26 protein-coding genes and 5 pseudogenes are annotated in these 25113 nt (G+C 63.0%); 13 read left to right on the top strand and 18 right to left on the bottom strand.

The window, feature by feature from the left end:
• Positions 1-13: 13 nt before the first annotated feature.
• The 5 genes and pseudogenes from PG883_RS06845 to trmA form a co-directional block, all read right to left on the bottom strand.
• Positions 14-196, bottom strand: coding sequence for a hypothetical protein (locus PG883_RS06845; protein ID WP_010676075.1), 183 nt, complete (start codon positions 194-196; stop codon positions 14-16).
• A gap of 54 nt (positions 197-250) precedes the next feature.
• Complete coding sequence (gene rstB / locus PG883_RS06840) at positions 251-1576, bottom strand: two-component system sensor histidine kinase RstB (protein ID WP_200163864.1); 1326 nt, start codon at positions 1574-1576, stop codon at positions 251-253.
• A 228-nt stretch (positions 1577-1804) separates the two neighbouring features.
• Positions 1805-1894 (bottom strand): annotated as a pseudogene (locus tag PG883_RS06830) (two-component system response regulator RstA); the annotation flags it as partial.
• A 25-nt stretch (positions 1895-1919) separates the two neighbouring features.
• The gene (rstA, locus tag PG883_RS06825) at positions 1920-2627 is read right to left on the bottom strand and encodes a two-component system response regulator RstA (RefSeq protein ID WP_200163863.1); all 708 of its coding nucleotides are present in this window, start codon (positions 2625-2627) and stop codon (positions 1920-1922) included.
• Positions 2628-2889: 262 nt separating this feature from the next.
• Complete coding sequence (gene trmA / locus PG883_RS06820) at positions 2890-4023, bottom strand: tRNA (uridine(54)-C5)-methyltransferase TrmA (RefSeq protein WP_200163862.1); 1134 nt, start codon at positions 4021-4023, stop codon at positions 2890-2892.
• Between the two features lie 169 nt (positions 4024-4192).
• Between trmA and PG883_RS06815 the strand changes: the two genes are divergently transcribed.
• From PG883_RS06815 to PG883_RS06770, 8 genes and pseudogenes are all read left to right on the top strand, one after another.
• Entirely contained in the window at positions 4193-5314 is a 1122-nt protein-coding gene (locus tag PG883_RS06815; RefSeq protein WP_200164945.1) for a DUF5610 domain-containing protein, read from the top strand.
• Positions 5315-5408: 94 nt separating this feature from the next.
• Entirely contained in the window at positions 5409-5942 is a 534-nt protein-coding gene (locus PG883_RS06810; protein ID WP_039039671.1) for an ATP--cob(I)alamin adenosyltransferase, read from the top strand.
• Positions 5943-6042: 100 nt separating this feature from the next.
• Positions 6043-7636: pseudogene (locus tag PG883_RS23850) on the top strand (HAD-IIIC family phosphatase); the annotation flags it as partial.
• Positions 7632-7856, top strand: a complete 225-nt coding sequence (locus tag PG883_RS06790) for an acyl carrier protein (RefSeq protein WP_270807050.1) — start codon at positions 7632-7634, stop codon at positions 7854-7856. The pseudogene PG883_RS23850 and the gene PG883_RS06790, both read left to right, overlap by 5 nt.
• Positions 7853-8617, top strand: a complete 765-nt coding sequence (locus PG883_RS06785) for an AAC(3) family N-acetyltransferase (RefSeq protein ID WP_200163861.1) — start codon at positions 7853-7855, stop codon at positions 8615-8617. Before PG883_RS06790 ends, PG883_RS06785 begins: the two co-directional genes overlap by 4 nt.
• The gene (locus tag PG883_RS06780; protein ID WP_200163860.1) at positions 8607-9008 is read left to right on the top strand and encodes a VOC family protein; all 402 of its coding nucleotides are present in this window, start codon (positions 8607-8609) and stop codon (positions 9006-9008) included. Before PG883_RS06785 ends, PG883_RS06780 begins: the two co-directional genes overlap by 11 nt.
• A gap of 196 nt (positions 9009-9204) precedes the next feature.
• Positions 9205-10355: pseudogene (locus PG883_RS06775) on the top strand (IS3 family transposase).
• A gap of 16 nt (positions 10356-10371) precedes the next feature.
• A pseudogene (locus tag PG883_RS06770) lies at positions 10372-10872 on the top strand (DUF4910 domain-containing protein); the annotation flags it as partial.
• Between the two features lie 45 nt (positions 10873-10917).
• On the opposite strand, the gene PG883_RS06765 reads toward PG883_RS06770, so the two are convergent.
• Positions 10918-11958 carry an IS481-like element ISAs19 family transposase gene (locus PG883_RS06765; RefSeq protein WP_270807049.1) on the bottom strand — a complete coding sequence of 347 codons (1041 nt, stop codon included), beginning with the start codon at positions 11956-11958 and terminating at the stop codon, positions 10918-10920.
• A 132-nt stretch (positions 11959-12090) separates the two neighbouring features.
• Positions 12091-12288 (bottom strand): annotated as a pseudogene (locus PG883_RS06760) (DUF2846 domain-containing protein); the annotation flags it as partial.
• Positions 12289-12461: 173 nt separating this feature from the next.
• On the opposite strand from PG883_RS06760, the gene PG883_RS06755 reads away from it, so the two are divergent.
• Positions 12462-12974, top strand: coding sequence for a hypothetical protein (locus tag PG883_RS06755; RefSeq protein WP_200163849.1), 513 nt, complete (start codon positions 12462-12464; stop codon positions 12972-12974).
• Positions 12975-13079: 105 nt separating this feature from the next.
• Here PG883_RS06755 and PG883_RS06750 read toward each other — a convergent pair whose 3' ends face one another.
• Entirely contained in the window at positions 13080-13973 is an 894-nt protein-coding gene (locus PG883_RS06750; protein ID WP_200163850.1) for a LysR family transcriptional regulator, read from the bottom strand.
• A gap of 268 nt (positions 13974-14241) precedes the next feature.
• Positions 14242-15027: a hypothetical protein gene (locus PG883_RS06745; protein WP_200163851.1), complete on the bottom strand. Its 786-nt coding sequence runs from the start codon at positions 15025-15027 to the stop codon at positions 14242-14244.
• A 237-nt stretch (positions 15028-15264) separates the two neighbouring features.
• Between PG883_RS06745 and PG883_RS06740 the strand changes: the two genes are divergently transcribed.
• A complete protein-coding gene (locus PG883_RS06740) occupies positions 15265-15606 on the top strand; it encodes a ligand-binding protein SH3 (protein ID WP_200163852.1) in 342 nt (113 codons plus the stop codon).
• A gap of 104 nt (positions 15607-15710) precedes the next feature.
• Here PG883_RS06740 and ydfZ read toward each other — a convergent pair whose 3' ends face one another.
• Positions 15711-15908, bottom strand: coding sequence for a putative selenium delivery protein YdfZ (gene ydfZ / locus PG883_RS06735; RefSeq protein WP_010672483.1), 198 nt, complete (start codon positions 15906-15908; stop codon positions 15711-15713).
• Positions 15909-16198: 290 nt separating this feature from the next.
• Here ydfZ and PG883_RS06730 point away from each other — a divergent pair, with 290 nt between their 5' ends.
• A complete protein-coding gene (locus tag PG883_RS06730; RefSeq protein ID WP_270807048.1) occupies positions 16199-16699 on the top strand; it encodes a DUF1993 domain-containing protein in 501 nt (166 codons plus the stop codon).
• 60 nt (positions 16700-16759) lie between these two features.
• Here PG883_RS06730 and PG883_RS06725 read toward each other — a convergent pair whose 3' ends face one another.
• The 3 genes from PG883_RS06725 to PG883_RS06715 form a co-directional block, all read right to left on the bottom strand.
• Entirely contained in the window at positions 16760-17416 is a 657-nt protein-coding gene (locus PG883_RS06725) for a DUF3313 domain-containing protein (RefSeq protein ID WP_200163853.1), read from the bottom strand.
• Positions 17417-17543: 127 nt separating this feature from the next.
• A complete protein-coding gene (locus PG883_RS06720; protein ID WP_200163854.1) occupies positions 17544-17993 on the bottom strand; it encodes an SRPBCC family protein in 450 nt (149 codons plus the stop codon).
• A gap of 92 nt (positions 17994-18085) precedes the next feature.
• A complete protein-coding gene (locus PG883_RS06715) occupies positions 18086-19033 on the bottom strand; it encodes a LysR family transcriptional regulator (RefSeq protein ID WP_103255123.1) in 948 nt (315 codons plus the stop codon).
• 104 nt (positions 19034-19137) lie between these two features.
• Here PG883_RS06715 and eamB point away from each other — a divergent pair, with 104 nt between their 5' ends.
• A complete protein-coding gene (eamB, locus tag PG883_RS06710; RefSeq protein ID WP_200163855.1) occupies positions 19138-19725 on the top strand; it encodes a cysteine/O-acetylserine transporter in 588 nt (195 codons plus the stop codon).
• Positions 19726-19868: 143 nt separating this feature from the next.
• Positions 19869-20534, top strand: a complete 666-nt coding sequence (locus PG883_RS06705) for a chromophore lyase CpcT/CpeT (protein ID WP_041212148.1) — start codon at positions 19869-19871, stop codon at positions 20532-20534.
• A gap of 53 nt (positions 20535-20587) precedes the next feature.
• On the opposite strand, the gene PG883_RS06700 is transcribed toward PG883_RS06705, so the two are convergent.
• From PG883_RS06700 to PG883_RS06680, 5 genes are all read right to left on the bottom strand, one after another.
• Positions 20588-21226, bottom strand: coding sequence for a LysE family translocator (locus PG883_RS06700; RefSeq protein WP_010672488.1), 639 nt, complete (start codon positions 21224-21226; stop codon positions 20588-20590).
• A gap of 85 nt (positions 21227-21311) precedes the next feature.
• A complete protein-coding gene (locus PG883_RS06695; protein WP_010672489.1) occupies positions 21312-22115 on the bottom strand; it encodes an AraC family transcriptional regulator in 804 nt (267 codons plus the stop codon).
• 56 nt (positions 22116-22171) lie between these two features.
• Positions 22172-23068 (bottom strand): EamA family transporter RarD, encoded by an 897-nt coding sequence (gene rarD / locus PG883_RS06690; protein ID WP_041214098.1) that lies wholly within the window; start codon positions 23066-23068, stop codon positions 22172-22174.
• Between the two features lie 122 nt (positions 23069-23190).
• Positions 23191-23364, bottom strand: coding sequence for a hypothetical protein (locus PG883_RS06685; RefSeq protein ID WP_010672491.1), 174 nt, complete (start codon positions 23362-23364; stop codon positions 23191-23193).
• A 125-nt stretch (positions 23365-23489) separates the two neighbouring features.
• Positions 23490-24986 carry an aldehyde dehydrogenase gene (locus PG883_RS06680; RefSeq protein WP_182935651.1) on the bottom strand — a complete coding sequence of 499 codons (1497 nt, stop codon included), beginning with the start codon at positions 24984-24986 and terminating at the stop codon, positions 23490-23492.
• Positions 24987-25113 lie beyond the last annotated feature (127 nt).

Genomic DNA, 25113 nt, shown 5'->3' with positions numbered 1-25113 from the left:
GGGAGCGGGCGGCTTACTTGGTCTTGGGAGCAACCTTGACGGCCGGCGCCTTGGCGTGGGCAGCCTTGTGATGCTTTTTCACGACCTTGGTCTGGGTGGCGTGGGGAGCGGCGGCCTTGGTCGGGGTGGCGGCCATGGTGAAGCCGGAGGTCAGGGCGAAGACAGCGGCCAGAGTCAGGGGGATCAGCTTGTTCATATTCCAGTTCCTCGTTCGGTTTGATGACATGGAGCGTTTCTCCATGACTTCATCCTAGGGCTGTTCGACCTGCGGTTCAGTGAGCGACTGGTGACGGTTTGTATCCAAATGTACGGGCAGGATCAGGCAGAAACGGGCACCGCTGCTGCTTGGCAGCAGTTGCACCTCGCCGCCGTGGTGGTGGGCGATGCTGCGCACGATGGCCAACCCCAGCCCGGCGCCGCCGGTGCGTCTGTCCCGGCTCTGATCCAGGCGCACGAAGGGCTCGAAGATTTGCGGGGCCAGCGCGGGATCGATGCCGGGGCCATCGTCGGCGACCTCCAGCAGATAGTCGTCCCCCTGTCGCGCTATGCAGAGGCTTGCCTGGCTGGTGGCATGGCGCAGGGCGTTGCCGATGAGGTTTTCCAGCGCCCGGTCCAGCAATCGGGTGTCGCCGCGCCAGGGCAGGGGCATGGCCGGGCGCACGAAGTCGAGCCGCTTGTCCGGTCGCAGGGCCTGCCAGTCGGCCAGGCGGCTGCCGGCCCAGCTGCCGAGCTCCAGATCGCTGCATTGCAGCGGCAGTTCGGGGCGATCGAGCCTGGCATAGGTCAGCATCTCCTCGATGAGGGCATCGAGGGCGCCGAGGTCCCGCTCCAGTCCCTGCTGCTCCTCGGGTGAGGGAGGCTCGGCCAGCATGGCGAGGCGATAGCGCAGCCGCACCAGGGGGGAGCGCAGCTCGTGGGCGATGGCGTCGGTCAACTGCTTGCGACTGGCCAGCATGGCCTGCAACTGCTCCGCCATCTGGTCGAAGGTGCGGCCGACCCGGCCCAGGCTGCTGCCGGGCGGCAAACCGGTGCGACAGGAGAGATCCCCGTCGCCGACCCGGCGGGCGGTCTGTTCGAGCTGTTGCAGGCCGCGCCAGTGGGGGCGCAGCCAGAGCAGGATGGGCAGGCCGAGGGAAAGGCCGATGAGCAGCAGCAGCCCCACGTCCACCCAGTGCAGCTCGTGCAGGTAGGAGAGGTAGGGGACGGGGCCGACGATCAGCACCTTGTCGGTGTTCGGGATGCGCTGCAGGAAGGTGTCATCCTCCTCGACGATGACGATGTTGCCCGCCTCGAGGAAGGCCTGATCCTCGCTGGCCAGGGGCTGGTTGGCGAGGACGCCGATCTGCAGCGGCAGATTGAGCTGGCGGCTCTGCTCGCCGGTGCGGGTGGCCCAGTGTTCCGGCGGCAGCCGGGCCAGCTCGCCAGTGAGCAGGCCGAGGGAGCCTTGCATCATCCGCTCCAGATAACGGTCCCCCGCCCGCTCTGCACTGACCTGATAGACCAGCCCGATGAGCAGAATGGCGAGGGCGAAGCAGCCTATCAGCAACAGATAGAACTGGATAAACAGGCGTCGCATCGGGGCTCTCCTCTTGCCTGGATTGTGTCTGGACATTGCCTTGTTGCCCCTCATCCCCAACCCTTCTCCCGCAAGGGGAGAAGGCTGAGTGCATCAAGGTCATTCGGCGGGGCTTATTCCCAGGCCTGGGGCACCAGCAGGTAACCTTTCTGGCGCACCGTCTTGATCCAGATCGAGTTGTTGCTGTCATTCCCTGGCTTCTGGTGTGCAGGCGTGTGAGACACCAGCTCATTCCCAAGCCTGGGGTACGAGTAGATAACCCTTCTGGCGCACCGTCTTGATCCAGATCGAGTTGTTGCTGTCATTCCCTGGCTTCTGGTGTGCAGGCGTGTGAGACACCAGCTCATTCCCAGGCCTGGGGTACGAGTAGATAACCCTTTTGGCGCACCGTCTTGATGCGGGTCGGGTTGTTGCTGTCATCCCCGAGCCGGCGGCGCAGACGGGAGATGGCCACGTCCATGCTGCGATCCTGGCCGTCGTAGTCGCGCCCCCGCAGGCTGCGAAACAGCGCCTCCCGCCCCAGGATCTGGCCGGCGTGGCAGGCCAGCTCCCACAGGAGGTCGAAATCGGCGGTGGAGAGGGGAATGCTCTCCCCATCGAGGCGCACGTCCCGACCCGGGCCGTCTATCTGGAGGCGGCCGAACTGCAGGCGCTGGGGCGGAACGGCGGGGACCACGGCCTGCTGGCTCTGCCCCTGCTGGCGAAACTGGACCCGCAGCCGGGCCAGCAGCACCGGGGGGGGCGTGGTCTTGAGGATGTAGTCGTTGGCCCCCAGCTCCAGGCTCAGGATCTGGTTCATGTCGCTGTCGAGCGAGGTGAGCATGACGATGGGGCCGGCAAAGCGCGGGCGCAGATCCCGGCACAGGGAGAGGCCATCCTGCCCCGGCAGCATGATGTCGAGCAGCACCAGATCCGGCTGCTCGGCCAGGGCCCTGTCGAGTGCCCGGTCACCCCGGGTCTCCAGCAGCACCTCGATGTCGTGGCGACCGAGCCAGCTGCTGATGAGCTGGCCTATCTCGGGATCGTCTTCAACAAACAGAACGCGTGGCATGGTGGCGTGGTTCCCCGGTCATGGCGTGAGTGGGCGTGTCGCCAGCATAACGGCTGCGTCCGCGCTCTGCACCGGGATAACTAATCAATGCGGGGGTTTTTGCCCCTTCTCCCGGGGGGATGGGGGGCAGAATGAACCGGTTGGCATCGGGCCGCCCCACTTGTCCCGTGGCGGGTCGGGGCAGCGCGATGAGGCAGGATCCGCGCCCTTTAGTGGCCAAAGCGGCTCCGGCTGCCATGGAGCAGCCGGGGAACCGCCCGGATCAGCCGCCCTTGCGCTTCAGGTACACCCCGGCTTCCATGTGGTGGGTCCAGGGGAACTGGTCGAACAGGGCGAAGCGGGCGATCTCGTGGGTTTCACCGAGCACGGCCATGTTGGCCTGCAGGGTCTCGGGGTTGCAGGAGATGTAGAGGATATTGTCGTAATCCTGCACCAGCTTGACGGTGGCGTCGTCCAGACCGGCCCGGGGTGGGTCGACGAAGATGGTGTTGCACTGGTAGGCGCCGAGATCGACCCCCTTGAGGCGGTTGAACTCCCGCTCGCCGCGCATCGCCATGGTGAACTCCTCCGCCGACATGCGCAGGATGATCAGGTTGTCGACACCGTTGGCGGCGATGTTGAACTGGGCGGAGTCCACGCTCGGCTTGGCGATCTCGGTGGCCAGCACCTTGCGAAAGTTCTGCGCTAGGGCGATGGAGAAGTTGCCGTTACCGCAGTAGAGCTCCAGCAGGTCCCCCTCGCTCCCCTTGGTCACGTCCAGGGCCCAGCCCAGCATCTGTTCGTTGATGGCGGCGTTGGGCTGGGTGAAGCTGTTTTCCACCTGCTTGTAGACCAGCTCGCGCCCCTGCACGGTCAGGCGTTCGATGACGAAGTCATCCCCCAGGCAGATCTTCTGCTTGTGGGCGCGGCCAATCAGTTGCAGCTCGAACCCCTTGGCCCGCAGGTCGGCCTGCAGCGCCTCGGCGGCCTGCTGCCACTCGGCTTCCAGCTTGCGGTGGTAGAGCAGGCTGACGCAGATCTGGCCGGACTGGGTGGAGAGGTAGTCGATCTGGAACAGCTTCTTGCGCAGCACGGGGTGCGGGCGCAGCCCGGCCAGCAGCACCGGCATCAGCCGGTTGATGAGCAGGCTGGCGGTGGGGAAGCTGTCGACCCGGATGATCTCCTTGGTGGCCGGTGCATACATGCAGTGGAAGAGGTCATCCCCCTCGTGCCAGATGCGGAACTCGGCGCGCATCCGGTAGTGCTCGGCGGGGGAGGCGTGCAACTCCAGCGCGGGCGGATTGAAGGGGGCGAACAGCTGGGTGAGGCGATCGCGCTTCTCGTCGAGCTGGGTCTGGTAGTCGGCAGGAGTCCGTCTGCCCTGGGCGTCGGCGGAAGAGGGCTGGGATTGAGTCATGGATACCTCGCATGCACCGGGCTGAGCCGGGGAAAGACCGGGGGAAGGCCGCAGCCAACCAAAGGGTGAGGATTTTAAAAGGCCGTTGCGGATTGTCCAAGTTTTTTGTGGTCAAGAAGTGGCCAGTCGGGCCGATAACCGATCCACCACTATAGGCGGGAGAGTAATGATGCAAATTGATGGCATGGGCGCAGCCCAACCCAAGGGAGTGGGCATTTCTCCCAAATCGCCTCAACAGACGGAGTCGAAAGCGGCGGACAAGGGGGATGAGGTCTCCCTGAACAAGCCCCCGAAATGGGCCCAGGTGCTGATCCAGCAGGCGCTGCAATTTGCGCTGGAGATCAACGGCCAGGGCTACAAGGCACCCAAGGTGCAGGAGCCGCAGGAGATCACCCCGGAGACCCTGTTCGATTTCCAGTCGGTGGCGGACAACGTGTTGCAGTTCGTCACCGGGCGGATTGGCGCGGCCCGTGCCGACGGCAAGTCCGACGACGACCTGACCAAGATGATGGAGCAGGCCCGCAAGGGGGTGGACAAGGGCTTCGGTGACGCCAGGAAGCTGCTCGGTGACTGGGCGGACAACGAGGACATCAAGACCGGCATGGATCAGAGCTACAAGCTGATCCAGAAGGGGCTCGACGAGTTCGAGAAGGAGTTCTTCGGCAAGGTGTCGACCACGGATCTGGGGGATGCCAGGATGGCCAGCCGCCAGCAGGCCCTCCTCGAGATCGAGACACGGGACGGGGACAAGGTGATGCTGCGCTTCAGCGACAGCTGGCAGTTCAAGTCCCAGAGCGACGGGGGCGGCAGCCAGTTCAGCCTCAAGTCGAGCCAGAGCTTCGACTTCTCCCTGGAGGGGGATCTCGACAGTGCCGAGATGGATGCCATCGGCACCCTGGTCAAGGGGCTGGACGAGCTGGCCGGGCAGTTCTTCAAGGGGGGCGACGGCAAGACCCTGGCGGACGGGCTGAACGGGCTGCAACTGGATGACAGCCAGCTGGTGTCCTACTCCCTCAAGCTCAAGCAATCGGCCAAGTTGAGTCAGACCTACCAGGGGGCCAGTTCCCTGCAGGAGAGCCTCAAGCCCCTGGCGGACTACCTGCCGAGGCTCAGCCGGTTGCAGCAGCAGGCCGACGCCCTGTTGCCCCCTTCCCAGCAGGAGGCGCTGACGCCCACCGTGCTGGCGGCGCGGGGTCAGGACGGGGCGACCCAGGGGGCAGGCTTCATGGGCTTCAACCAGCGGATGCTGGAGGCCATGCGGCTGCTTGGCCAGCAGATGGCGACCGGCTAGTCTGGCGACGCCCCCGTGATGCTGGCGGGGGCAGGGTGTTTGCCAGCCCGTCCCCGGGCTGGCACACTGCCCTTTTCCCCAGCCCGGCGATGCCATGAACCCCAAGAAGCCAAGAGACAAGCGCGAGCTCTGCTACCCCTTCATCTTCGAAACCCAGTTCCAGTGCGACTACGAGATCGCCACCGACGAGCTCTGCTGCCAGGTGGGGGCCGTGCTCTCTCATCTGATGCCGGATGAGGATACCCAGCCCGTGATGGCGGATCTGGCGACCCTGCAGCGGCTCATCTACAACCTCAACGGCTCGGTGCGGGGACGGCTCGGCATCTTCGAGGAGGATCTGGACTGGCTGAAGGGACGGTACGATCACTACAACGAGGCGAGTCGCGGCCGGGTGACCGGCTTCGTGCTGCCCCAGGGGCCCCAGCCCATTCCCACCCTGCACCTGTGCCGCTGTGGCAGCAAGAAGGTGGTGCGTCTGCTGGTACGCCTGGAAGAGAGCGGCGTGCGCTTCGATCCCATCCTCTATCGCTTCGCCAACCTGCTGGCCAACTTCTTCTTCGTGCTCACCGTCTACCTCAAGCAGGCGTGGGATGTGACCGAAGTCCCCTATGTCAGCATCAACTACTGATATAAATGACTGAAAAGGCTTTTATTTTTCTAGAAGATCAAAGACGATCAAGCAAAGTTATTAAAACTTGGATGGTGCCGACAGCGGAGTGGGAGAAGCCATGACATCGATTCATCTCAGTGGCAGTTCGTTCTTGATGCCGGGCAACCTCGCCTGGCGCCCCCTGGCTGAATACGGCGAAGTGCAGGTGGCCCCCCATGGCCAGTGGTTGCAGACCCTGATGCACCAGAGCGCCGATGCCGCGGCCGGGACCCACATCATCATCTGGCTGTGGGAAGATCTGGTGCCCGCTCGAACCCTGCAGGAGTGGGGCCGTCTGGCGCAGGATGAGCAGCTGCTGGCGGTTGCCGCCTTCGTCGACGCGCTCTGCCAGCCTCTGTTGCAGCATCTGCAGCGCCGCCCGCAGGATCATCTGCTGGTGGGGGCCTGCAGCCATGCGCCGCTCTGTGTCTATGGCACGGCCCCTGCCACTCTGGCTGCAACAGCATGGCCGCCAGCACTGCTTCGATCGGCGCAACCTCTATCTGATGTCCTGCCCCTTCTCCATGGCCGGTCTGGCCAGCCTGGCGCAGTGGATTCTCCCCTTGCTGCAGCGGTTGCAGCAACCCGCCCACAAGGTGCTGGTGCTCGACTGCGACAATACCCTGTGGGGCGGCGTGGTCGGCTAAGACGGTGTCGGCGGCGTCCTGCTGGGGCAGGACGGGATGGGCCGGCTCTACCAGGCTTTCCAGCAGGCAGCCAGCCACTGGCACGGGCAGGGTATAGTGCTGGCGCTCTGCTCCAAGAATCTGCCTGACGATGTGTGGTGGCTGTTTGACGAGCATCCGGGCATGGTGCTGACACGGGCGCAGATCGCCGCCGCCGAAATCGGCTGGGAGCCCAAATCCCAGGGGCTGCGGCGGCTGGCCGCCCGCCTCCATGTCGGGCTGGACAGCCTGGTCTTCTGGGATGACAGCGAGCTGGAGCGGGCCGAGGTGCGGGCCAACTGCCCCGAGGTGATGGTGATGACCCCGCCGGCCGATCTCTGGAGCTGGCCGGATGCCCTGCTGACGCTGCCAGCCCTGTGCAGTCGCCACCAGAGCCGTGATGACGGCCTGCGGCAGCACTCCTATCAGGCCCAGGCCGAGGCCGAGGCGGTGCGCCGGCAACTGGGCGACGAGCACGCCTTCCTGCGACAATTGGCGCTGCAGGCTGACTGGCAGCCGTTCTCCCCGGGCAACCAGTTGCGAGCCGAACAGCTCAGCCAGAAGACCAATCAGTTCAACCTCTCCGGCCGCCGCTATCAGGCGGCGGAGCTGGCCCGGCTGGCCGCCGAGGGAGGCGACGTCTGGCTGGCCAGCCTGCGAGACAGGTTCGCCGATCACGGCATGACGGCCCTGCTGGTGGTGCGCTCGCTCGATGAGGGCAGGGCGCTGCTGGATACCCTGGCCATCAGCTGCCGGGTGCTGGGGCGCGGTTTTGAATACTGGCTGCTGGCGCAACTGGCAAACCATCTGCGGGCACAGGGCGTGACCGAGCTGGTCATCAGCCTGGTTGCCACCACCCGCAACCAGCCGGCACGGGATTTTCTGGCGAGCCTGCCAACCCGGCCGATAACCACTCCAGCGGGGTTGCTGCCGCTGGCGGACGAGGTTTTCCTCAGTCTGAATCTCTGCTCTCTTTCTCTCCCGTTTTTGGAGTTCTATGCCAATGAATGGCCTTATCGCGCTGGCACACCAGCAGTTCCCCCAGGCCAGCATCAACGCACAATCTGCCCTCGGCAGCTTTCCCGAGTGGGACTCTCTGGGTCACTTCAACCTGCTGCTGCTGGTCGAACAGCACTATGCCGTGCGGTTCGAGCCGCACGAGCTGGCCGAGTTGAAGAGTCTGGCCGACATCCAGCAAGCCTTGCAGAGTAAAGGGGTTGCCGTGTGAAACAGGCGCTCGAGCAGACGCTGACCGAGCTGGGGATCCCCAGAGGTGGCGCCCTGATGGTGCACTCGGATGCCATGGTGGTGGCCCAGTTTGCCGGCATGGGCAACGCCGCAGGCATCGCGGCCTTCTGGACATGCCTCGAGCAGTGGCTGGGCGGGCACCTGCTGGTGCCTACCTTCAGTTACAGCCCGATGGCGGACGAGTGCTTCGACCCTGTGCAGACCCCGAGCAAGGTGGGCTTGATGACGGAGCTGTTCCGCCAGCGAGAAGGGGTGGTGCGCACGCTCGATCCCGTCTTCAGCATGGCGATCAGCGGCCCGCAGGGGCCTGCGCTGGTGGCGCGGGAGTGTCACGACTGCTTCGGTCAGGAGAGCCCGTTCGGCTGGCTGGCGGAGCAGGACGGCTGGCTGCTGGGGCTGGGTTGCCACCCCGACCGCATCACCTTCACCCACTACGTGGAGCAGCGGCTGGCCGTCTCCTACCGCTATCACAAGATGTTTGCTGGCCGGGTGTGTGTAGACGGCTGCGTGCGGGAGTGGCAGGCAGATTACTACGTGCGCGACCTGTCGCTGGCCAGCGAAATCGACCTCTCCCGGCTGGTGGCCCTGCTGCAGGAGCGGGGTACCTGGCGCCAGACGCTGTGCCAGCGGGTGCCGGTCTGGGCGGTGTCCTGCCGTGACTTCATCCTGGCTGCCAGCGAGTTGCTGGCAACGGCCCCATACGCCCTGATCCGGGCGGGAGGAGAACCCCATGCAGTTTGATCACATCGGACTGGTGGTGCCGGACCTGGCGAGCGGTGTGGCCTATTGCCGCGACGTGCTGGGGCTGAGCCGCTTCTCGGCGGCGGTGGAAGATCCGCTGCAACGGGTCTGGGTGCAGTTCGTGCATGACGACCATGGCCTCTGCTACGAGCTGGTTGCCCCGGCCGGCGAGGAGAGCCCGGTCGCCCAGGTGCTCAAGACCCGGCGCAACGTCATCAACCACCTTGCCTATCGGGTGAGCAACCTGCAGGAGAGCGCCGAACGGCTGCGCGAACAGCGTCACCTGCCCCTTGGGCCCAGCCTGCCAGCGATCGCTTTTGGGGGTTCTCATGTCCAGTTTTTTCTCAGTCCTTTGGGACATATTGTTGAGCTAATTGAGGGGGTTGAATGATGCCGAATCATGACAGTTGTTATTTGCCTACAGACTGGGCTGACCAGGATCAGCTTGGCGAACAGCTGCATCGTTTGCTTTCCTTGCTGTTTCCGCTCAATCGCAGCTTGACAGGTGATGGTGTAAGAAAAACTGAATCGCCCCCAGTTCCCTAGACACCTCACAGCCTTAAAATGAGGTAACTATTGGAGGTGTTATGACCCGTCAGCGTTATCCAGAAACATTCAAAATCGAAGCCGTTAAACAAATCACCGAGCGCGGGCGGCCGGTGGCTGACGTTGCACGTGCCATCGGGGTATCCAGCCACAGCCTGTATGCATGGCTCAAGCAGTACGGTAAGCCTGCTGACCAGCAGATAGAAGAGTCTGCCTTGCAAGCCGAGATCCGCCGCCTGAAAACTGAACTGCGCCAGGTCACCGAGGAGCGCAATATTCTAAAGGAGGCCGCCGCGTACTTTGCCAGCGAGTCAAGGAAAGGTGCGCGTTCATAACCTCCCGACTCGACCGGTACAGTGTCGTTACCCTGTGCCAGACCCTGGGGGTTCACCGAAGTGGCTTCTACGCGTGGTTGAAACAGCCCACATCGCCACGACAGCAGGAGGACGAACGACTGACCGGATTGGTCAAGCAATCCTGGCTGGAAAGTGGTGCTGTCTACGGTTATCGCAAGATCCATCGCGACCTTCGTGACGCAGGGGAAGCCTGCGGCAAGCACCGTGTGGCCAAATTAATGAAGCGGGAGGGACTGCGTTCGCAAACGGGCTATCAACGCCGCAAGGGGCATTATGGAGGCAAGAGCACGCAAGCTGCCCCAAACACGCTGGCACGTCAGTTTAAGGTGCCAGCCCCCAACATCACCTGGGTGACTGACATTACCTACATTCGCACTCAAGAAGGGTGGCTGTACCTGGCGGTGGTGCTCGACCTGTTCTCTCGCCAGATCGTCGGCTGGGCGATGAAGTCACGCATGACGGCAGACTTGGCGGTTGATGCGTTATTGATGGCCGTCTGGCGGCGCAAACCCAAGCAGCCGGTACTGGTGCATTCGGATCAGGGCAGCCAGTTTACCGGTGGTGAATGGCAAGACTTTCTGAAGGCCCACAACCTGAGTTGCAGCATGAGCCGACGGGGTAACTGTCACGACAACGCGGTCGCCGAGAGCTTCTTTCAGTTGCTCAAACGGGAGCGGATCAAGCGCAGGATTTACGCGACAAGAGACGAAGCCCGCAGCGATGTGTTTGATTATATCGAGATGTTTTAAAACCCAATCAGGCGTCATGGTTCCAATGATGGGCTGTCGCCGGTAGAGTTTGAAAGGCAGTTTATTTTTCAGCAACAAAGTGTCTAGAAAACCAGGGGCGCTTCACTCAGAACCGGTACGCTGTACTCTCCCTTTAGCAGAATTACAACCTCACTTGCACTCCTTGCCTGAGTTACCGGAAGCCATCCCCTATGTCACGTCTTATTATCAGCGCCGTTGGGGCTTTTGTTTACCCCACAATGTGCGGGAAGCGTTACCCGAAGGAAATTATGAGGTTGTGATCGATACCAGCTTGCAACCGGGCTCACTGACTTATGCCGAGTGGGTGCTACCGGGGGAGAGTGAGCAGGAAATCTTGTTATCCAGCTATGTTTGCCACCCCTCCATGGCCAACAACGAGTTGTCCGGCCCAGGTGTCGGAGTGTTTTTGATGGCCTGGCTGGCCTCCTTGCCTAAGCGACGCTACAGCTATCGATTGATGCTTGTTCCTGAGACAATCGGGGCTATCGTTTATCTCTCTCGCCATCTGGAGCACCTCAAGTCTCATACGTTGGCTGGTTTTAATCTGACATGTATGGGGGATGAAAGGTGTTACTCATTTGTACAGATCTAGTTATCACCTGACACCGGCCTCAAACCGGTGTCTTGTTTACGCTACTTTAGTGCGCACTTCCTTCGGTATCAATTTCAGACCCTTCTTGAACATGCTGTAGGGGGTTTGACCCTCCATCATCCTGCCCTGATGTGGCCGCTGGGTGTTGTAGTGCTCCAGGTAGCTATCCAGGTCTGTCTGCATCTGCTCTACCGACTCATACCAGGTTGCCCTCCCCTTGATACGGAAGTGTTCATCCAGCAGGGTACGATGCAGCCGCTCGATAAAGCCGTTGCTCTGCGGCCTGCGTACCTTGGTGGTCCGGTGTTCAATCCCCTCCAGTTGCAGGAACAGCTCGTAGGGATGATGGTCAGGGCGCCCACAGAACTCGCGCCCGTTGTCCGACAAGATGGTATAGACCCGTGCCTCATGGGCTTCGAAGAACGGCAGCACCGTTTCGTTGAGTACATGGACCGACGTCACCGGCAGCTTACTGGTGTAGAGCCGTCCCCAGGCGTGGCGGCTGTAGCAATCGAGCACGGTTTGCAGATACACCTTGCCTACCCCCTTGAGTGCACAGACGAAGAAGGTGTCGACCGCCACCAGTTCCCCGGTGTAGTGGACCTCTATCTGGCGTTCGCGGAACTCGGGGCTGAAGCGCTCGAGCAGGCGAATTTGCTCGTCATTGAGCTCAATCGTCTGCTCCCTATGGGTTTTCTCGAGGCGCAACAAGCGGTCATGTTTGGAGAGCAAATCGTGACGTTGCCACACGCCACGCACACCGCCCGCACTGACGTTGATGCCTTGCAGAACCAGTTCTTGCGCGACCCGCAGCGGGCCATGGGTTGGTCTGGTGAGAGAGTAAGCGAGGATGGCCTGTTCAATCTCGGGAGCGACCCGGTTGGGATGCGCCCCTTTACAGCCGGGGAGTTTGTCGAGCAAGCCCTCAGCCCCATAGGTCTGGTAGTTACGGCGGATCTCGTAGAACTGCTGGCGGCTGTAGCCGATGAGCTTACAGGCTTTGCTGACGTTATTGAGCTCTTTGGCGAGCTCTAGCAGGCTGAGTTTACGACGTGCTACTTTCTCGTTGGTGGTCATACGGTGACTCCGGATAACACGGTAGGGGTACCGTTTTGTTATCCGGTTTGAAGCCGTATGACCACTCCCTTTTGTGGGCAACTGTCAGGTGAATACCATCTCCATACAAACTGCGTCTTGCTTTTCTGTCGATCACTTAACCAACTTGCTCTCCATCACCCCTTGCTTGCCTTCCTCTTCACTGACCTGACTCAGCTTGGAGCGGGCCATCAGCAGGCCCATCTTGACCTCCTGCCAGACGTAGTAGTTTTTACCCGCCTCGGCGCTGAGGGTCAGGGTGGTATCGTTCTCCAACATGTAAGAGATGCGGCTGCCCGGCGCCCTCTGTTTTGGTTGGAAGAAAGGAAAATAAAGGTTCGCATGGGGCCTTGCGGGTACGCAACCGCTCAGGTTGATGGTGATGTGACGGGATTCAATATTTCAACAATTAACGGGCATGGCGTACCGCTTTGACGCTGAAACCAGCCAAGGCATACTGCCCCGTCACCAGATGGGAGTCATTGATGTCTAAGTGGATGCCGACACTGCGACGGCTGGGGTTGTGGTTGTTGCGAAAAGCGGCGTTGGCACTGCTGACCAGCTTGCTGTTTATGATCTCGTTTACCCTGTTCCAATACGCATCCTGGTGGCCTGCACTGGCCGAGGATACTTTCCTTCAATGGGGCGGCTTCTCCCCAAGGCATACCTTGGCTGAGCTGATCCCGACCATGCTGGAATTCAGCGCCGTACTCACCTGCGCCTTCTGGCCCCTGTTTTTGCTGACGCCCCGCCCGCTGTTGCTGCCGCTCTTTGCCGGGCTCTGGTTGTGGCAGACCTATGACCTCGCCTTTATGACGGCAACCGCATCGACCTGGCTGCCTCACGAGATAATCCGAACCTTTGTTCTGCCTCACTCCCACTGGCTGCTGCTCACCCTGCTGGCGCCGCTGCTGCTGATCCGCCAGCTTGGCAGGCGGCTATTTGCTGATACATCGGCAACACAGGCAGGGGGCGTCATCCTGGACGACGGACGGTAGCCAGAGGGAGCGATTGATTCCGCGAAAGTCCGATGACGCTTCGCTAATCGAACCTACATGCAGGCGGGTTCCAGCAGGTACAAACTCCAGGCTCGCCCGTCAGGCTCACCGCAACTGAAACGCCTTGACGAGAAATTCGATAAAGAGCCGTACGTTGCGCGACTGCTCCTTGTGGAAGGGGTAGACGGCGAACAGGGCGTGGGGGTCGGGTTGCCAGTCGGGGAGCAATCTGACCAGGGTGCCGTCCGACAGGTCGTTCGACACGAATTCATCCGGTACCAGGATTACCCCGAGCCCCTGCACCGCCGCCTGTTTCAGGGCGATGCCGTTGTTGGCACAGAAGCTGGCGGGGGGCAGCTCCACCGCCACACTTTCCGCGTCCCGGGTGAAGAACCACTTGTTGGGGGAGGAGGAGAGGCTGTAGCGCAGGCAGTTGTGGCCCTTGAGATCCGCCGGGTGGGCGGGTTGGCCCGCCTCCTTCAGGTAATCGGGGGCGGCGCAGAGCACCCGCTGCACCTCGCACAGGGGTTTGGCGCGCAGGGTGGAGTCCTCCAGGGTGCCAGCCCCCCGGATCACCACGTCCAGCCCCTGATCCACCAGATCCATGTAGGCGTCGCTCAGGATCACCTCGATGCCGATCTCCGGATAGCGGCGCTGGAATTCGCAGACAAGGGGGTTGAGGCGGATCAGCCCGTAGGACATGGGCATGCCGATCCTCAGCCTGCCCCTGGGGGTGAAGGAGGCGGCCATGATGGACTGGTCGGCGGCCTCCAGGCTGTCCAGCACGGCGCATATCTGGCCGTAATAGGCCATGCCCGATTCGGTGACGCTCAGCCGCCGGGTGGTGCGGTTGATCAGCGCAATGCCGAGATAGGCCTCCAGCTCGTTGATGTTCTTGCTGACCGCCGCCTGGGAGAGGCGCAGGTCGTCCGCCGCCGCCCTGAAGGTGCCCATTTCCACCACCCGGCGAAAGACGTTCAGCGCCGTGATCTTGTTCATCCTGCCCCCGTTAATTCACTACTGGTAAATGATGGCGCCATCATTGCGCACTTTTATCACAATAGTGCGGTTCCCCGGGGTGTCCACCCCCCATCCCCCGCCAGACAGAGAGTTGCCCGTGGCAGACCGGCCCGGATCATGGCCCTCCGGGCGTGGCAGAGACGCAGACGAAAGAGAGGCGATGGGCCCAGGGCACCCCGGCCCGTGATGGCAGGCATAAAAGCAGGCGGCAGGGCCCGGGCCTCGCCGCCAGATGACACGCACCGGCTTACTGCACCTTGCCGGGGGTGGGGGGCAGGGTGATGCCGACATCGGCCCAGGGGTTGGTGCCAAGCAACTGGGCGTGGGGCACGTCCGCCTGGTAGCGCATGGTGAACGCTCTGGGGCCGTGGGCGAAGGCCACCAGCAGCCCCTGTTTTGCGTCCATCAACCCGGCGTGCATGCCGAGCCCGTGATAGCTGATCCGCACGGCCTTGTCCTCAAGGCCCACCTTGTCTATCTGGAAGCGGGCGATGCTGCCGTCTTTGAGGGTAAAGCCCCAGCGGAACGGCCCGCCGCTGACCACCGTCATCACCTCGTCGATGTCGGTGCCGTCCTCGGCGGAGTTGACGTGCATGCGGCCATATTTGCCGAGCACGGCGCTGCGGGTGCGCTCGTCCAGCGCCATCAGGTCATAGACCTTGGGGTAGGGGCCGACGCCGGTCTCCTCGGTGGTGACGCCGCCCCCTTGCACCGCGGGCGCACGCCCTGCGAGCCTGGCCTGCTCCAGCAGCTCCCCTTGACTCAGGTTAAAGGCCGCAATCAGGGCGCCGTGCTCCGCTTTGGTCAACGCGCGGCGGTGGGAGGCTTCAAGCAGCGGCCTGGCTGCCTCGGGGATGTCGACGGTGACCACGTTGACGCCGATGGGGTTGAGTGCGTTGTTGACCGCCTCGACCCCGGTCACGGCCGGGCGGCCATCGCTGAACTGCACCGAGACGATGTCACCGGCGAAGGTGTTGAAAGAGAAGGCCGAGGCGAGGGTGCCGGCCAGCAACGGGATAGGGGTGAGTTTCATACAAGACTCCTCGTTAAGGTTCGAGAAGCAGTCTAGGGCGGCGATGTGTTCACTGAAATGACACTCGGATGATATGAAAATTCACTGACAGTAATGAATCGCGGGGATCAGGGTCGTCGGCCCGCCCCGGGGGAGCGTGCCCTCTGCCAGAGGGTGTGAGCCCGGTTGACGCAACGGGGCCCGGCTTGTGGTATGACTCGGGGCGTCACCAAACAGAACCTGTCGGAGGAAGAGACAATGCTGGCGTTGATCACCACGGCGCACCACACCTGCTACCCCAATCCCATCGCTTTTCGGGCCGGAGAGCGGGTGCGCATCGGCCACGAGGACGACGAGTTTCCGGGCTGGGTGCGCACCTTTACCGCAGACGGCAACGAGGGGTGGGCGCCCCTGTCCCTGCTGACCCCGATCGGCGCCGGGGAGGCGCAGGCGCGCCAGGACTATACCGCCCGGGAGCTGGACGTGGCGGTAGGGGAGCGGGTACGGGTGGATCGGGAGCTGGCAAGCTGGCTCTGGGTTCACAACGAAGCGGGGCAATCAGGCTGGATCCCGGCCAGCTGCATCGCCTCGCCCTCATAAGGTGGCAGCGGCTCGGAGAAGGAGTAGAGCGGAGAGAGAAACCCGGCCAGCGACGGGGCGTGCGGCCGGGTGAATTGTAAAGAGTAGGGTGACGGAAAACGGGATCAGCCTAGTCTAATCAACTCGATGGGGGCGTAGCGTTCCTGGCTGTTCGTCAGCAGCACGCACTTCTCATGTTCCGCCTCATAGGGGGTCAGGTTGTCGGTGTGCGCCTCCTTGAGGGTGTCGACCGCGCCGGTGGCGGCAATCATCACCCGTTGGCCCAGGGTCAGCACATTGCGGTTTCGATCGTAGATCTTCATGGCATTCTCCTTGTGGGATGGGTGCCCCGGCCCGTGCCGGGGCAACGGGCTCCAGACTACGCCCCTCGAAAAACGAGATGCCTGTCACAGATCAAAAAAAGGGGAAAGAGGGACTCGGTGCGGCGACGGGGTATGGCGCGCTGGCCTCGCAGCCCGCCGGTGATCGCCACCGCCTGTCGCAGGGCAGGGAGGACGCCCTCGCTTTTCATCCCCTCGGGCTCGAACTGCAAGGGGGATGCGCTATAGTGGAGCCGCTCGTTTTACTGCCTTCAACCAACCGAGAGTGCATTATGAATCGTGAAATCGCCGCCCAGTTCATCAAGATGCTGACCAACCTGGACCAGTGTCTGGCCAAGGCCGAGGCCCACGCCGAGGCAAAGAAATTCAACGTGGACAACTTCTTCAATGAGCGCCTCATCGTCGATATGCTGCCCCTGAGCAAGCAGGTGCTGATCTGCTGTGACAGCGCCCGCGCCGTGGTGGCCACCGCCAGCCTGAGCGAGCCGCCGGTGCTGGGGGATGATCCCAAGACCATGGCGGATCTGCGCACCCACGTGGCCAAGACCATCGCCTATCTGCAAGGCAAGCTGGACGCCGATTTCAGCCAGTATGCGAGCGGTCACTACTATCCCTACTGGGCCGGTGGCAAGGGGATGGACGGCCACAGCTGCGTTCACGAGTACGGCATCCCGAACTTCTACTTCCACCTCACCATGACCTATGCCCTGCTGCGCCAGGCCGGGGTGGATCTGGGCAAGCGGGATTACCTGGGCGGTCTGAACCTGCAATAAGCCGTGCTTCAGCGACGACAAAGCCTGCCCCCTGGCAGGCTTTGTCGTTTTCGGCCCGGCTCAGCGCCCCAGGTTGTCGGCCAGTTGCTTGGCGCGACTTGCGGCCCACTGATCGATCATCTTCTCCATCTCCTCGGCGGTGATGGGGGAATCCTTGTGGGTGGTGTCCGGGCTCTCGCGAGCGTCCATCACCCGCACCAGCAGCTTGCCGCTCTGGGCGTCGAGCAACTGGGCCATGCTGCCCACCTTGAGCAGATAGGGCTCCTTGCCTATTACCTCGCGGGTGACGTTGATGGCGATCTTGGCGGGCAGCAGATCCCGCAGCTTGGGGTCGGGCCGGGTCAGGTCGAAGTTGGTGATGGCCGCCTGCACCCGCATCACGCCGGGACCGGGTTCGGTAGCCATCTTGACGCCCTGGCTCATCAGTTCGCGCTGGAAGGTGGCGTGGTAGTAGCGGCCGATCTCGTTCTGCTCGTTGGCGGTCAGCAGATACCACTGGCCGTTCTCCTGGCGGATGAACTGCAAGGGGTCGAGCAGCACCTGATGGTACTGGCGCAGATCCACGCCGGGCTCCTTGTAGATGCGCTGGTTGGGGTTGCTCTCGCTTTGCTGGAAGGCGGTGAGCGGGATCGCCTGCAGGCTGTGGGTGACCTGGTTCTTCACGGCGCACCCGCCCAGCAGGGCGGCGGCCATGGTCATCATCAAGACTCGTTTCATGGGGGCTCCTGGCGGTGGATGGTCGCTGCAAGAACGCAGCCCGCCCTGCCCACAGAGATACCTGATCAGGCCCCTCTCTCACAAGGGGTATCTATGTGGGGGCCACCGGGGGAGCCCCCGTGTCGGGTCACTCGGCGGGGATCTCGGGCTCCACCAGGGTGGCGAGCTGCATCAGGGACTCCTGCCAGCCGAGGTAGCACATCTCCACCGGGATGACCGCCGGAATACCCGCCTGTTCGATGGCGAGATCGGTGCCGCACAGCACCTGGGTGAGGGTGATGGTGACCTGCATCTCCCCCGGCAGGTTGGGGTCGTCGAAGCGGTCGGTGTAGCGGATGCGCTTGCCCGGCTCCAGCGCGAGATACTCGCCGCCGAAGGCGTGGGTGTGGCCGCTGGCGAAGTGGGTGAACGACATCCTGAACTGGCCGCCGACCTTGGCATCCAGCGCCGCCACCTTGCAGGTGAAGCCATGGGGGGGCAGCCATTTGGCCAGGGCGTCCGGCTCGATAAAGGCCTGGTATACCCGCTGTGGCGGGGCCTTGAGTACGCGATGCAGGGTGACTGTTCCTGTGCTCATCTTGGGTTCCTTCTCGGTTGTATCCGAGCAAGGATAGTCGCTCGGGGGAAGGACAACCGAGGGTCAGGAGTCGTGGCGCTCCCATTGAAGGGCTAGGTTGTCATCAGGCGGCGCGCGTCCTGGTCGCCATGAGCGGCCGCATTTGCCGCTGGCGGCTCCTCCTTTGTCAGGCACGTCTGCACGCACTCCATAAACACCCGCATGGCGGGGCTGACAAACTTGCTGGCGTGGTGGGCGCACAGGGCCGTGATGACGAGGGGCGTGGGGGAGAAGGGCAGCTCCTGCAGCTCCCCCGAACTCAGCTCCCGCTCGACGGCGAAGCGGGGCAGGAAGGAGACGCCGAGGTTGCTGGCCACGCAGCGCTTGATGCTCTCTATGCTCCACAGCTCTATGGTGCCGTCCAGAGTGATGGCTCGCTGGCGTAATGTGCTCTCGAAAATCTGACGGAAGATGCACTGGGGTTCGTTGATGATGAAGCTGACCGGCAGGTGCTGATCCGGGCGGGTGAAGTCGATATCACCGCTGAGGGCGGGGGAAGCTACCAGCACCAGGGGTTGCTCGCCAAAGCTCTCCATCAGCAGGGCGGCATCGTTGCCGACCCGATAGAAGATACCGAGATCGGCCTCGTCCGCCAGCAGCGCATCGCGAATGACGTAGCAGTTCAGGGACCGGAGCGACAGTCGGACCCCGGGAGCCAGCCGCTTGAAGCGCTCGAGCACCGCCGGCATCTTGTAGGCCAGCAGAGTTTCGCCGATGGCGACCCTGAGCTCGCCGCTCGGCTCGGCGTCCTGCTGCGCCGCCTGGCGCAGACCCGACATCACCCGGATCATCTCGTGCACATGCGGCATGATGTTCTGTCCGGCCTTGGTCAGGCACATGCGACGCCCTATTTTTTCGAACAGTTGTAGCGAAAGTTCCTGCTCCAACTGCTGGATATGGAAGGTTACCGTCGACTGGGTGCAGCAGAGCTTGCGGGATGCCTTCACGAAGGAGCCCTCCTCGATCACCGTCTTGAGGGTAATGAGACGTCGCAGATCCATGGGGACTCCAATTCATCGAAATGGTTGAATTTAGAATGCTAAAACATTCGATTTTTTGATGCCAATGGCCGCGTTAAGGTATCACTCCCATTTGGAGAAACACCATGACCACGACCCTTGTCAGCGCATTTTTGACTTACACCCTGATCACGGCCATGACGCCGGGACCGAACAACATACTGGCTCTGAGCGCCGCCAATCAGCATGGTCTGCGCCGCAGTAGCCGGGTGCTGGCGGGCATGAGTGCGGGCTTCCTGCTGATCATGCTGCTGTGTGCCCTGTTCACCTTCACCCTCATCAGCCTCTCCCCCGCGCTGGTTGGCTGGCTCAGCTGGGCCGGGGCGGCTTATGTGCTCTGGCTGGCCTGGCGCATTGCGGCCAGCGGCTACAACCTGTCGAGCACAGATGGAGCCTTGCCCGGCTTCTGGACCAGCTTCTGGCTGCAGTTCGTGAACGTGAAGATCATCCTATACGGCATCACGGCGCTCTCCACCTTCGTGTTGCCCCACACCACAGAATTCGTCTGGGTGCTGGGCGTCAGCCTGCTGCTGGCGCTGATCGGCACGCTGGGGAACCTCTGCTGGGCCCTGGCGGGTCATCTGCTGCAGCCCCTGTTCCAGCGCCACGGCCGCATTCTGAACCTGACGCTGGCGGGCTTGTTGGTTTACTGTGCGCTTCGGATGCTGATCTGACGGAACGCAGGCCGGGGGGCGTCGCCACCTTTCGCCTGCAGAGAGGATTTTTCGTTTTCTCTTCAAGGAGTTGATCAAGATAGAGGTTATTGTCACCGTTCGCTCATATAATCGCCGCCATGCAAGCGACTCGGAAGGATTCGATGACACAGCTGATGGCGGCCCTGCTGGGGCTGTTTTACGCCAGCCTGATCTGGGCGGCGCCCGTCCCCTTCGTGACGGCCCCCGGCCCCCATGCCACGCAGGGGAGGCTGGAGCCCCTGCTCTCCTGGTTCTCGGGGGAGTTTTCCAGCCAGGAGCAGGCCACTTTCGATGCCCGCTTCACCAGCGCCGAGCTGCGGCTGGTGGAGATCTGGCCCGGGGAGGGCCCCTTCCGCTGGGTCTATGCGGAGCAGTTTCTGACCGAACGGGCGCAGCGACCGTTTCGCCAGCGCATCTACCGCTTCTCCTCCCTGCCCGATGGCCGCATCCTGATGGCCGAACTGACCATGCCGAGGGCCACGGATTTTGCCGGCGCCTGGCGTCGGCCCGAGCTGCTCGACTCCCTCACCCCGCAGCAACTCTCCCTGCGCGAAGGGTGCGAGATCTGGCTGACCCGCCAGCCGGGCGGGGAGTACAAAGGACAGACTCGGGTCGGGCATTGCGCCACCGATTTTGGCGGTGCCACCACCCTGGTGCAGTACCTCTGGATCGGCCCGGACAGCGTCCGGTTGCTGGACAGGGCCTATGACAACGGCGCCCATCAGCGCTGGGGCAGCCCGGGGGAGGGTTACGTCTACCTGCGCAAGGGGATGCGGCGCGGGGAGTAGTCGCGCCGTCCGTCAAGGCCCCTCCCTGCTTGCCGCCAACAAGGATGTGCCGGTCAGGCCGCTGGCCAGTGCCCCTGCAGATCCACCAGGATGGAGAGGCTGACCGCGCCAAACAGCAGGCCCGTCATCAGGTTGAGCGGGCGCTGGATGCGGCCGAGCAGGTGCTGGGCGCGGGGAGTGGAGAGGCTCCAGGCCAGGGCGCTGAACCAGACGAGGGAGAGCAGGAACAGCTCCAGGATCAGCAATCCCCGGGTCAGGCCATCCACCTGGGGCGTCACCATGGCGGCCAGCAGTCCCATGAAGAACAGCATCGCCTTGGGGTTGAGCAGATTGGTGGCCAGCCCGCTCTTCACCCCCTTGCGCCAGCCCGGCCGCTCGCCTCCGGCGCGCAGCGCCAGATCCCCGCTTCCCTGCCAGGCCGCTTTCAGCGCCCCCCAGCCCAGCCAGCCCAGATAGAGGGCACCCACCAGTTTCACGGCGAGAAAGAGCCAGGGCTGGCTTGCGATCAGCAGGCTGATGCCGGTCAGGCTCAGGGTGGCGTGGAGCAGGATGGCGAGGGCGATGCCAAGGGCCGCTCCGAGGGCGGTGGGCCTGTGCAGGCTGGTGCGCAGGATGAGTGCGAAATCCGGGCCCGGGCTCGCCAGGGCGACGAGGTGGACGAGACCCAGGGTCAGAAACAGGCTGGTGAACATAAAAGACCTCTGACAGCGGTATGGAGGTGACAGCATGGGGCAGGACGGGGGACGGGAGATTGTAAAAGATTGCAGCGGCGGTGATTCAGGCGGGCAGCATCTGCTGGCGATACTCCGCCGGGGTGAGCCCGAAGGCCTGACGAAAACCGTGGTGGAAGTGGCTCTGATCGAAGAAGCCCACCGCCAGTGCCACTTCGCTCACCGGCAGACCGCTGCCGAGCAGGCGCTTGCCCTGTTCGAGGCGCAGCCGCTTGAGCCAGGCATAGGGGGTCATGCCGGTCTTCTTCTTGAACTGACGGAGGAAGGCGAAGCGATCCAGCCCGAACAGGGCGGCCAGATCCTCCAGGGTGTGGCGCTCGTCCAGCCGGGCCAGCAGATGGTCGCGCAGGAACCTGAGCTGGGGATCCGCCAGGGCGTGGCGCTCGGGGGCGAGCCGGAACAGTTCGCCCAGCAGGGCCAGCAACTGGCTCTCCGCCAGCAGGCCGTCGGGGGCGGGGCCGTCCAGGTGCATGTGCAGGCGGGCAAAGCCCTGATAGAGGTCGGGGCGGCTCTGCAATCCCTGGTGGAAAAAGGGCTCGGGGTGTTCCGGCAGCCAGCGGGCCAGCTGCTCGGGGGCGATGGAGAAGACCCGCACCTCGTACCCTTCCGGCAGCAGGCTGAGGCCGTCGTGCATCTCGTCCGGGTTGACGGTGGAGAGTTCGCCGCGCACCAGGTTGTGGCTGTTCCCCTTGTGGATGAACTTCTGGCCGCCCCGCTGCACCAGACCGATGTGGTAGTCCAGATGCACGTGGCGGCCATAGCTGAACTCCCTGTGGTGGGAGTGGGAGAGTTCAACCCCCGGCAGCAGCCGGGATTGCCAGTAGTGGATGCGGGATTGGGGTGCGTTCATCCCCTATTGATACCCCGAAAGCGGCCCTGTGGCTTGTAGATTATTGCGCCGGCGCCTCAGCCGGCCTCCTGGCGCCGCTTGCCGCTGCGCAGGCCATCCAGGCTGAACAGCACCAGGGCGCTCCAGATGCAGCCGAAGGTGATCATCTTGTCCAGCGCCAGCGCCTCGCCATACAGGGTCACCGCCAGGATGAACATCAGGCTGGGGCCTATGTACTGGAAGAAGCCCAGGGTGGAGAGCTTGAGCCGGGTGGCCGCTGCGGTGAAGCAGAGGAGGGGGGCCGTGGTGACGGCGCCCGCGGCGATGAGCAGCAGGTTCAGGTGCCAGTCATTCTGGGTGAGGTGGCTGGTGGGGCTGTCGGCGATGCCCCACAGATAGAAGGCGGCAGGCGGCAGCATGATCAGGGTCTCGATGAGCAGGCCGGTGAGGGCGTCCAGGGCCAGCTTCTTGCGAATGAGGCCGTAGATGGCGAAGCTCGAGGCCAGCACCAGGGCTATCCAGGGCAGGGAGCCGAAGGCGATGAGCTGTACGGCGACACCGACAAAGGCGAGCCCCACCGCCCACCACTGCAGGCGGCGCAGCTTCTCGCTCAGAAACACCATGCCGAGCAGCACGTTGAACAGGGGGTTGATGTAGTAGCCCAGGCTCGCATCCAGCATGTGGCCGTTGTTGATGGCCCAGATGAACAGCAGCCAGTTGCCGCCGACGGTGACGGAGGTGAAGGCCAGGGTGAGCAGCACCTTGGGCTGGCGCAGCACCGTCTGCACCTTGTGCCACTGGCGTCCGAGCAGCACCAGCACCATCAGCAGGGCACAGGACCAGATCATGCGGTGGGTCAGGATCTCGGCGGCCGGCACGGCGGAGAGGGACTTGAAGTAGATGGGTGCCAGGCCCCAAAGGGTGTAGGCGCCGAGGGCATAGAGGACGCCCTGGCGCTGGATCTGTTGTTGCATGCGGATAACCTTCACTGGAGTGCGGATGTCGGGAAACATCGCAAAAAGTCAGTGTAGCGATCCTTTTGCAGGGAAAGAAGACAATAAATGGGTCTGACGGGATTTTAACAGCAGGAGCGACTTCAGCGACCGCCCCCGCGGCGGATCTTCTCCACGTCCATCAGCAGCCACAGCATGAGGGCGATGGCGGAGATCCAGGGGCCCCAGGTGACATAGGCTTCCCCCTGACCCAGCACGAAGAACAACAGCGGCAGTCCCACCACCAGAAACAGTACACTTCCCAGAAAAAACAGCATTTTTATCTTTAAATTTAATGGCTTGCTATTTGACGATTATATCGATTGAGCGAGGGGATAAAAGAGTAAAAATGAGAAAGGGGGATTTCTCCCCCCTGTTTTGTTGATAAGCGTCATTTATGACGTTATTCGAGCTGGATCCAGGTGCTTTTCAGCTCGGTGTACTTCTCCAGGGCGTGCAGGGACTTGTCGCGCCCGTTGCCGGACTGCTTGAAGCCGCCAAACGGCATGGTCATGTCGCCGCCATCCCAGTTGTTGACGAAGACGGTGCCGGCGCGCAGGGCGCGTGACCCCTTCACCGCCTGGTTGAGATCCGCCGTCCAGATAGCGGCCGCCAGGCCGTAGTCGGTGTCGTTGCCAAGGGCGATGGCCTCTTCCAGGGTGTCGAAGCCGGTCACCGCCAGCACGGGGCCGAAGATCTCCTCGCGGAAGATGCGCATCGTCGGGGTCACGTTGTCAAAGATGGTGGGTTCGATGTAGTAGCCGCCCTCCTCGGGCTGGGTGCGCTTGCCTCCCAGCAGCAGCTTGGCGCCCTCCTGCTGGCCGATGGCGATGTAGTTGAGGACCTGCTCCATCTGGATGTGGTCCACCATGGCGCCGATGCGGGTGGTGGGGTCGAGCGGGTTGGCCGAGATCCATTCGCGGGCGTGGGCCAGCAGCCGCTCCATGAACTGGGGCTTGATGCTGTTTTGCACCAGCAGGCGGGAGGCGGCGGTGCACACTTCCCCCTGGTTGTAGAAGATGGCGCCGACGGCGCTTCTGGCGGCGGCATCCAGATCCGGTGCATCCGCCAGCACAATGTTGGGGCTCTTGCCGCCGCACTCCATGAAGGCGCGCTTGAGGTTGGACTTGCCGGAGCACTGCACCAGGTGCTTGCCGATCTTGGTGGAGCCGGTGAAGGTGATGCAGTCGACGTCCATGTGCATGGCCAGCGCCTCGCCCACGGTGTGACCAAAGCCCGGCAGCACGTTGAACACGCCGTCGGGGATGCCCGCCTCCTTCGCCAGACCCGCGATGCGCAGGGCGGTGAGGGGGGATTTCTCGGAGGGTTTGAGGATCACCGAGTTGCCGGTGGCGAGCGCCGGGCCCAGCTTCCAGCAGGCCATCACCAGGGGGAAGTTCCAGGGCACGATGGCGGCCACGACACCGAGGGGCTCGCGGGTCACCAGGGCCAGGGCGGACTCTTCCACCGGGGCGACCTGATCGTAGATCTTGTCTATCGCCTCGGCGTTCCAGGCGATGCAGTTCGCGGCGGCGGGGGCGTCATACCCCATGGCGTCGCCGATGGGCTTGCCCATATCCAGCGACTCCAGCAGTGCCAGCTCCACCAGGTTCAGGCGCATCAGCTCGGCGAAGCGCTGCATGATGAGCTTGCGCTGCTTGGGAGAGAGGCCGCACCAGCGCTTGTCGTCGAAGGCAGCACGGGCCGCCTTGACCGCCAGCTCGGCATCGGCGGCGTCGCAGGAGGCGACCCTGGTCAACAGTTGGCCGTTGGCCGGGTTGATGCAATCGAAGGTGGCGCCGTTGACGGCATCCCGGTAGGTGCCGTCGATAAAGGCTTGCGAGGGCAGGGTCAGATGGGCGGCCTTGTGTTGCCACTGGGCCAGGGTCAGGTCACTCATGTTCACTCCTTGAACCGGCAGAAAGTCAGTCTCCGCGTATCAATATGCTAAACATCCCACCGCTTGTAAATCCATCTTGTAACAATTCATTAAACACTGACCCCGAACAACCCGGGCCAACGGCGGG

It is taken from the genome of Aeromonas sp. QDB25 (genome assembly GCF_027707725.1).
GTDB lineage: Bacteria > Pseudomonadota > Gammaproteobacteria > Enterobacterales > Aeromonadaceae > Aeromonas > Aeromonas caviae.
The sequence above is the reverse complement of the archived record's forward strand: the minus strand, read 5'-3'. Positions and strand labels throughout refer to the sequence as shown.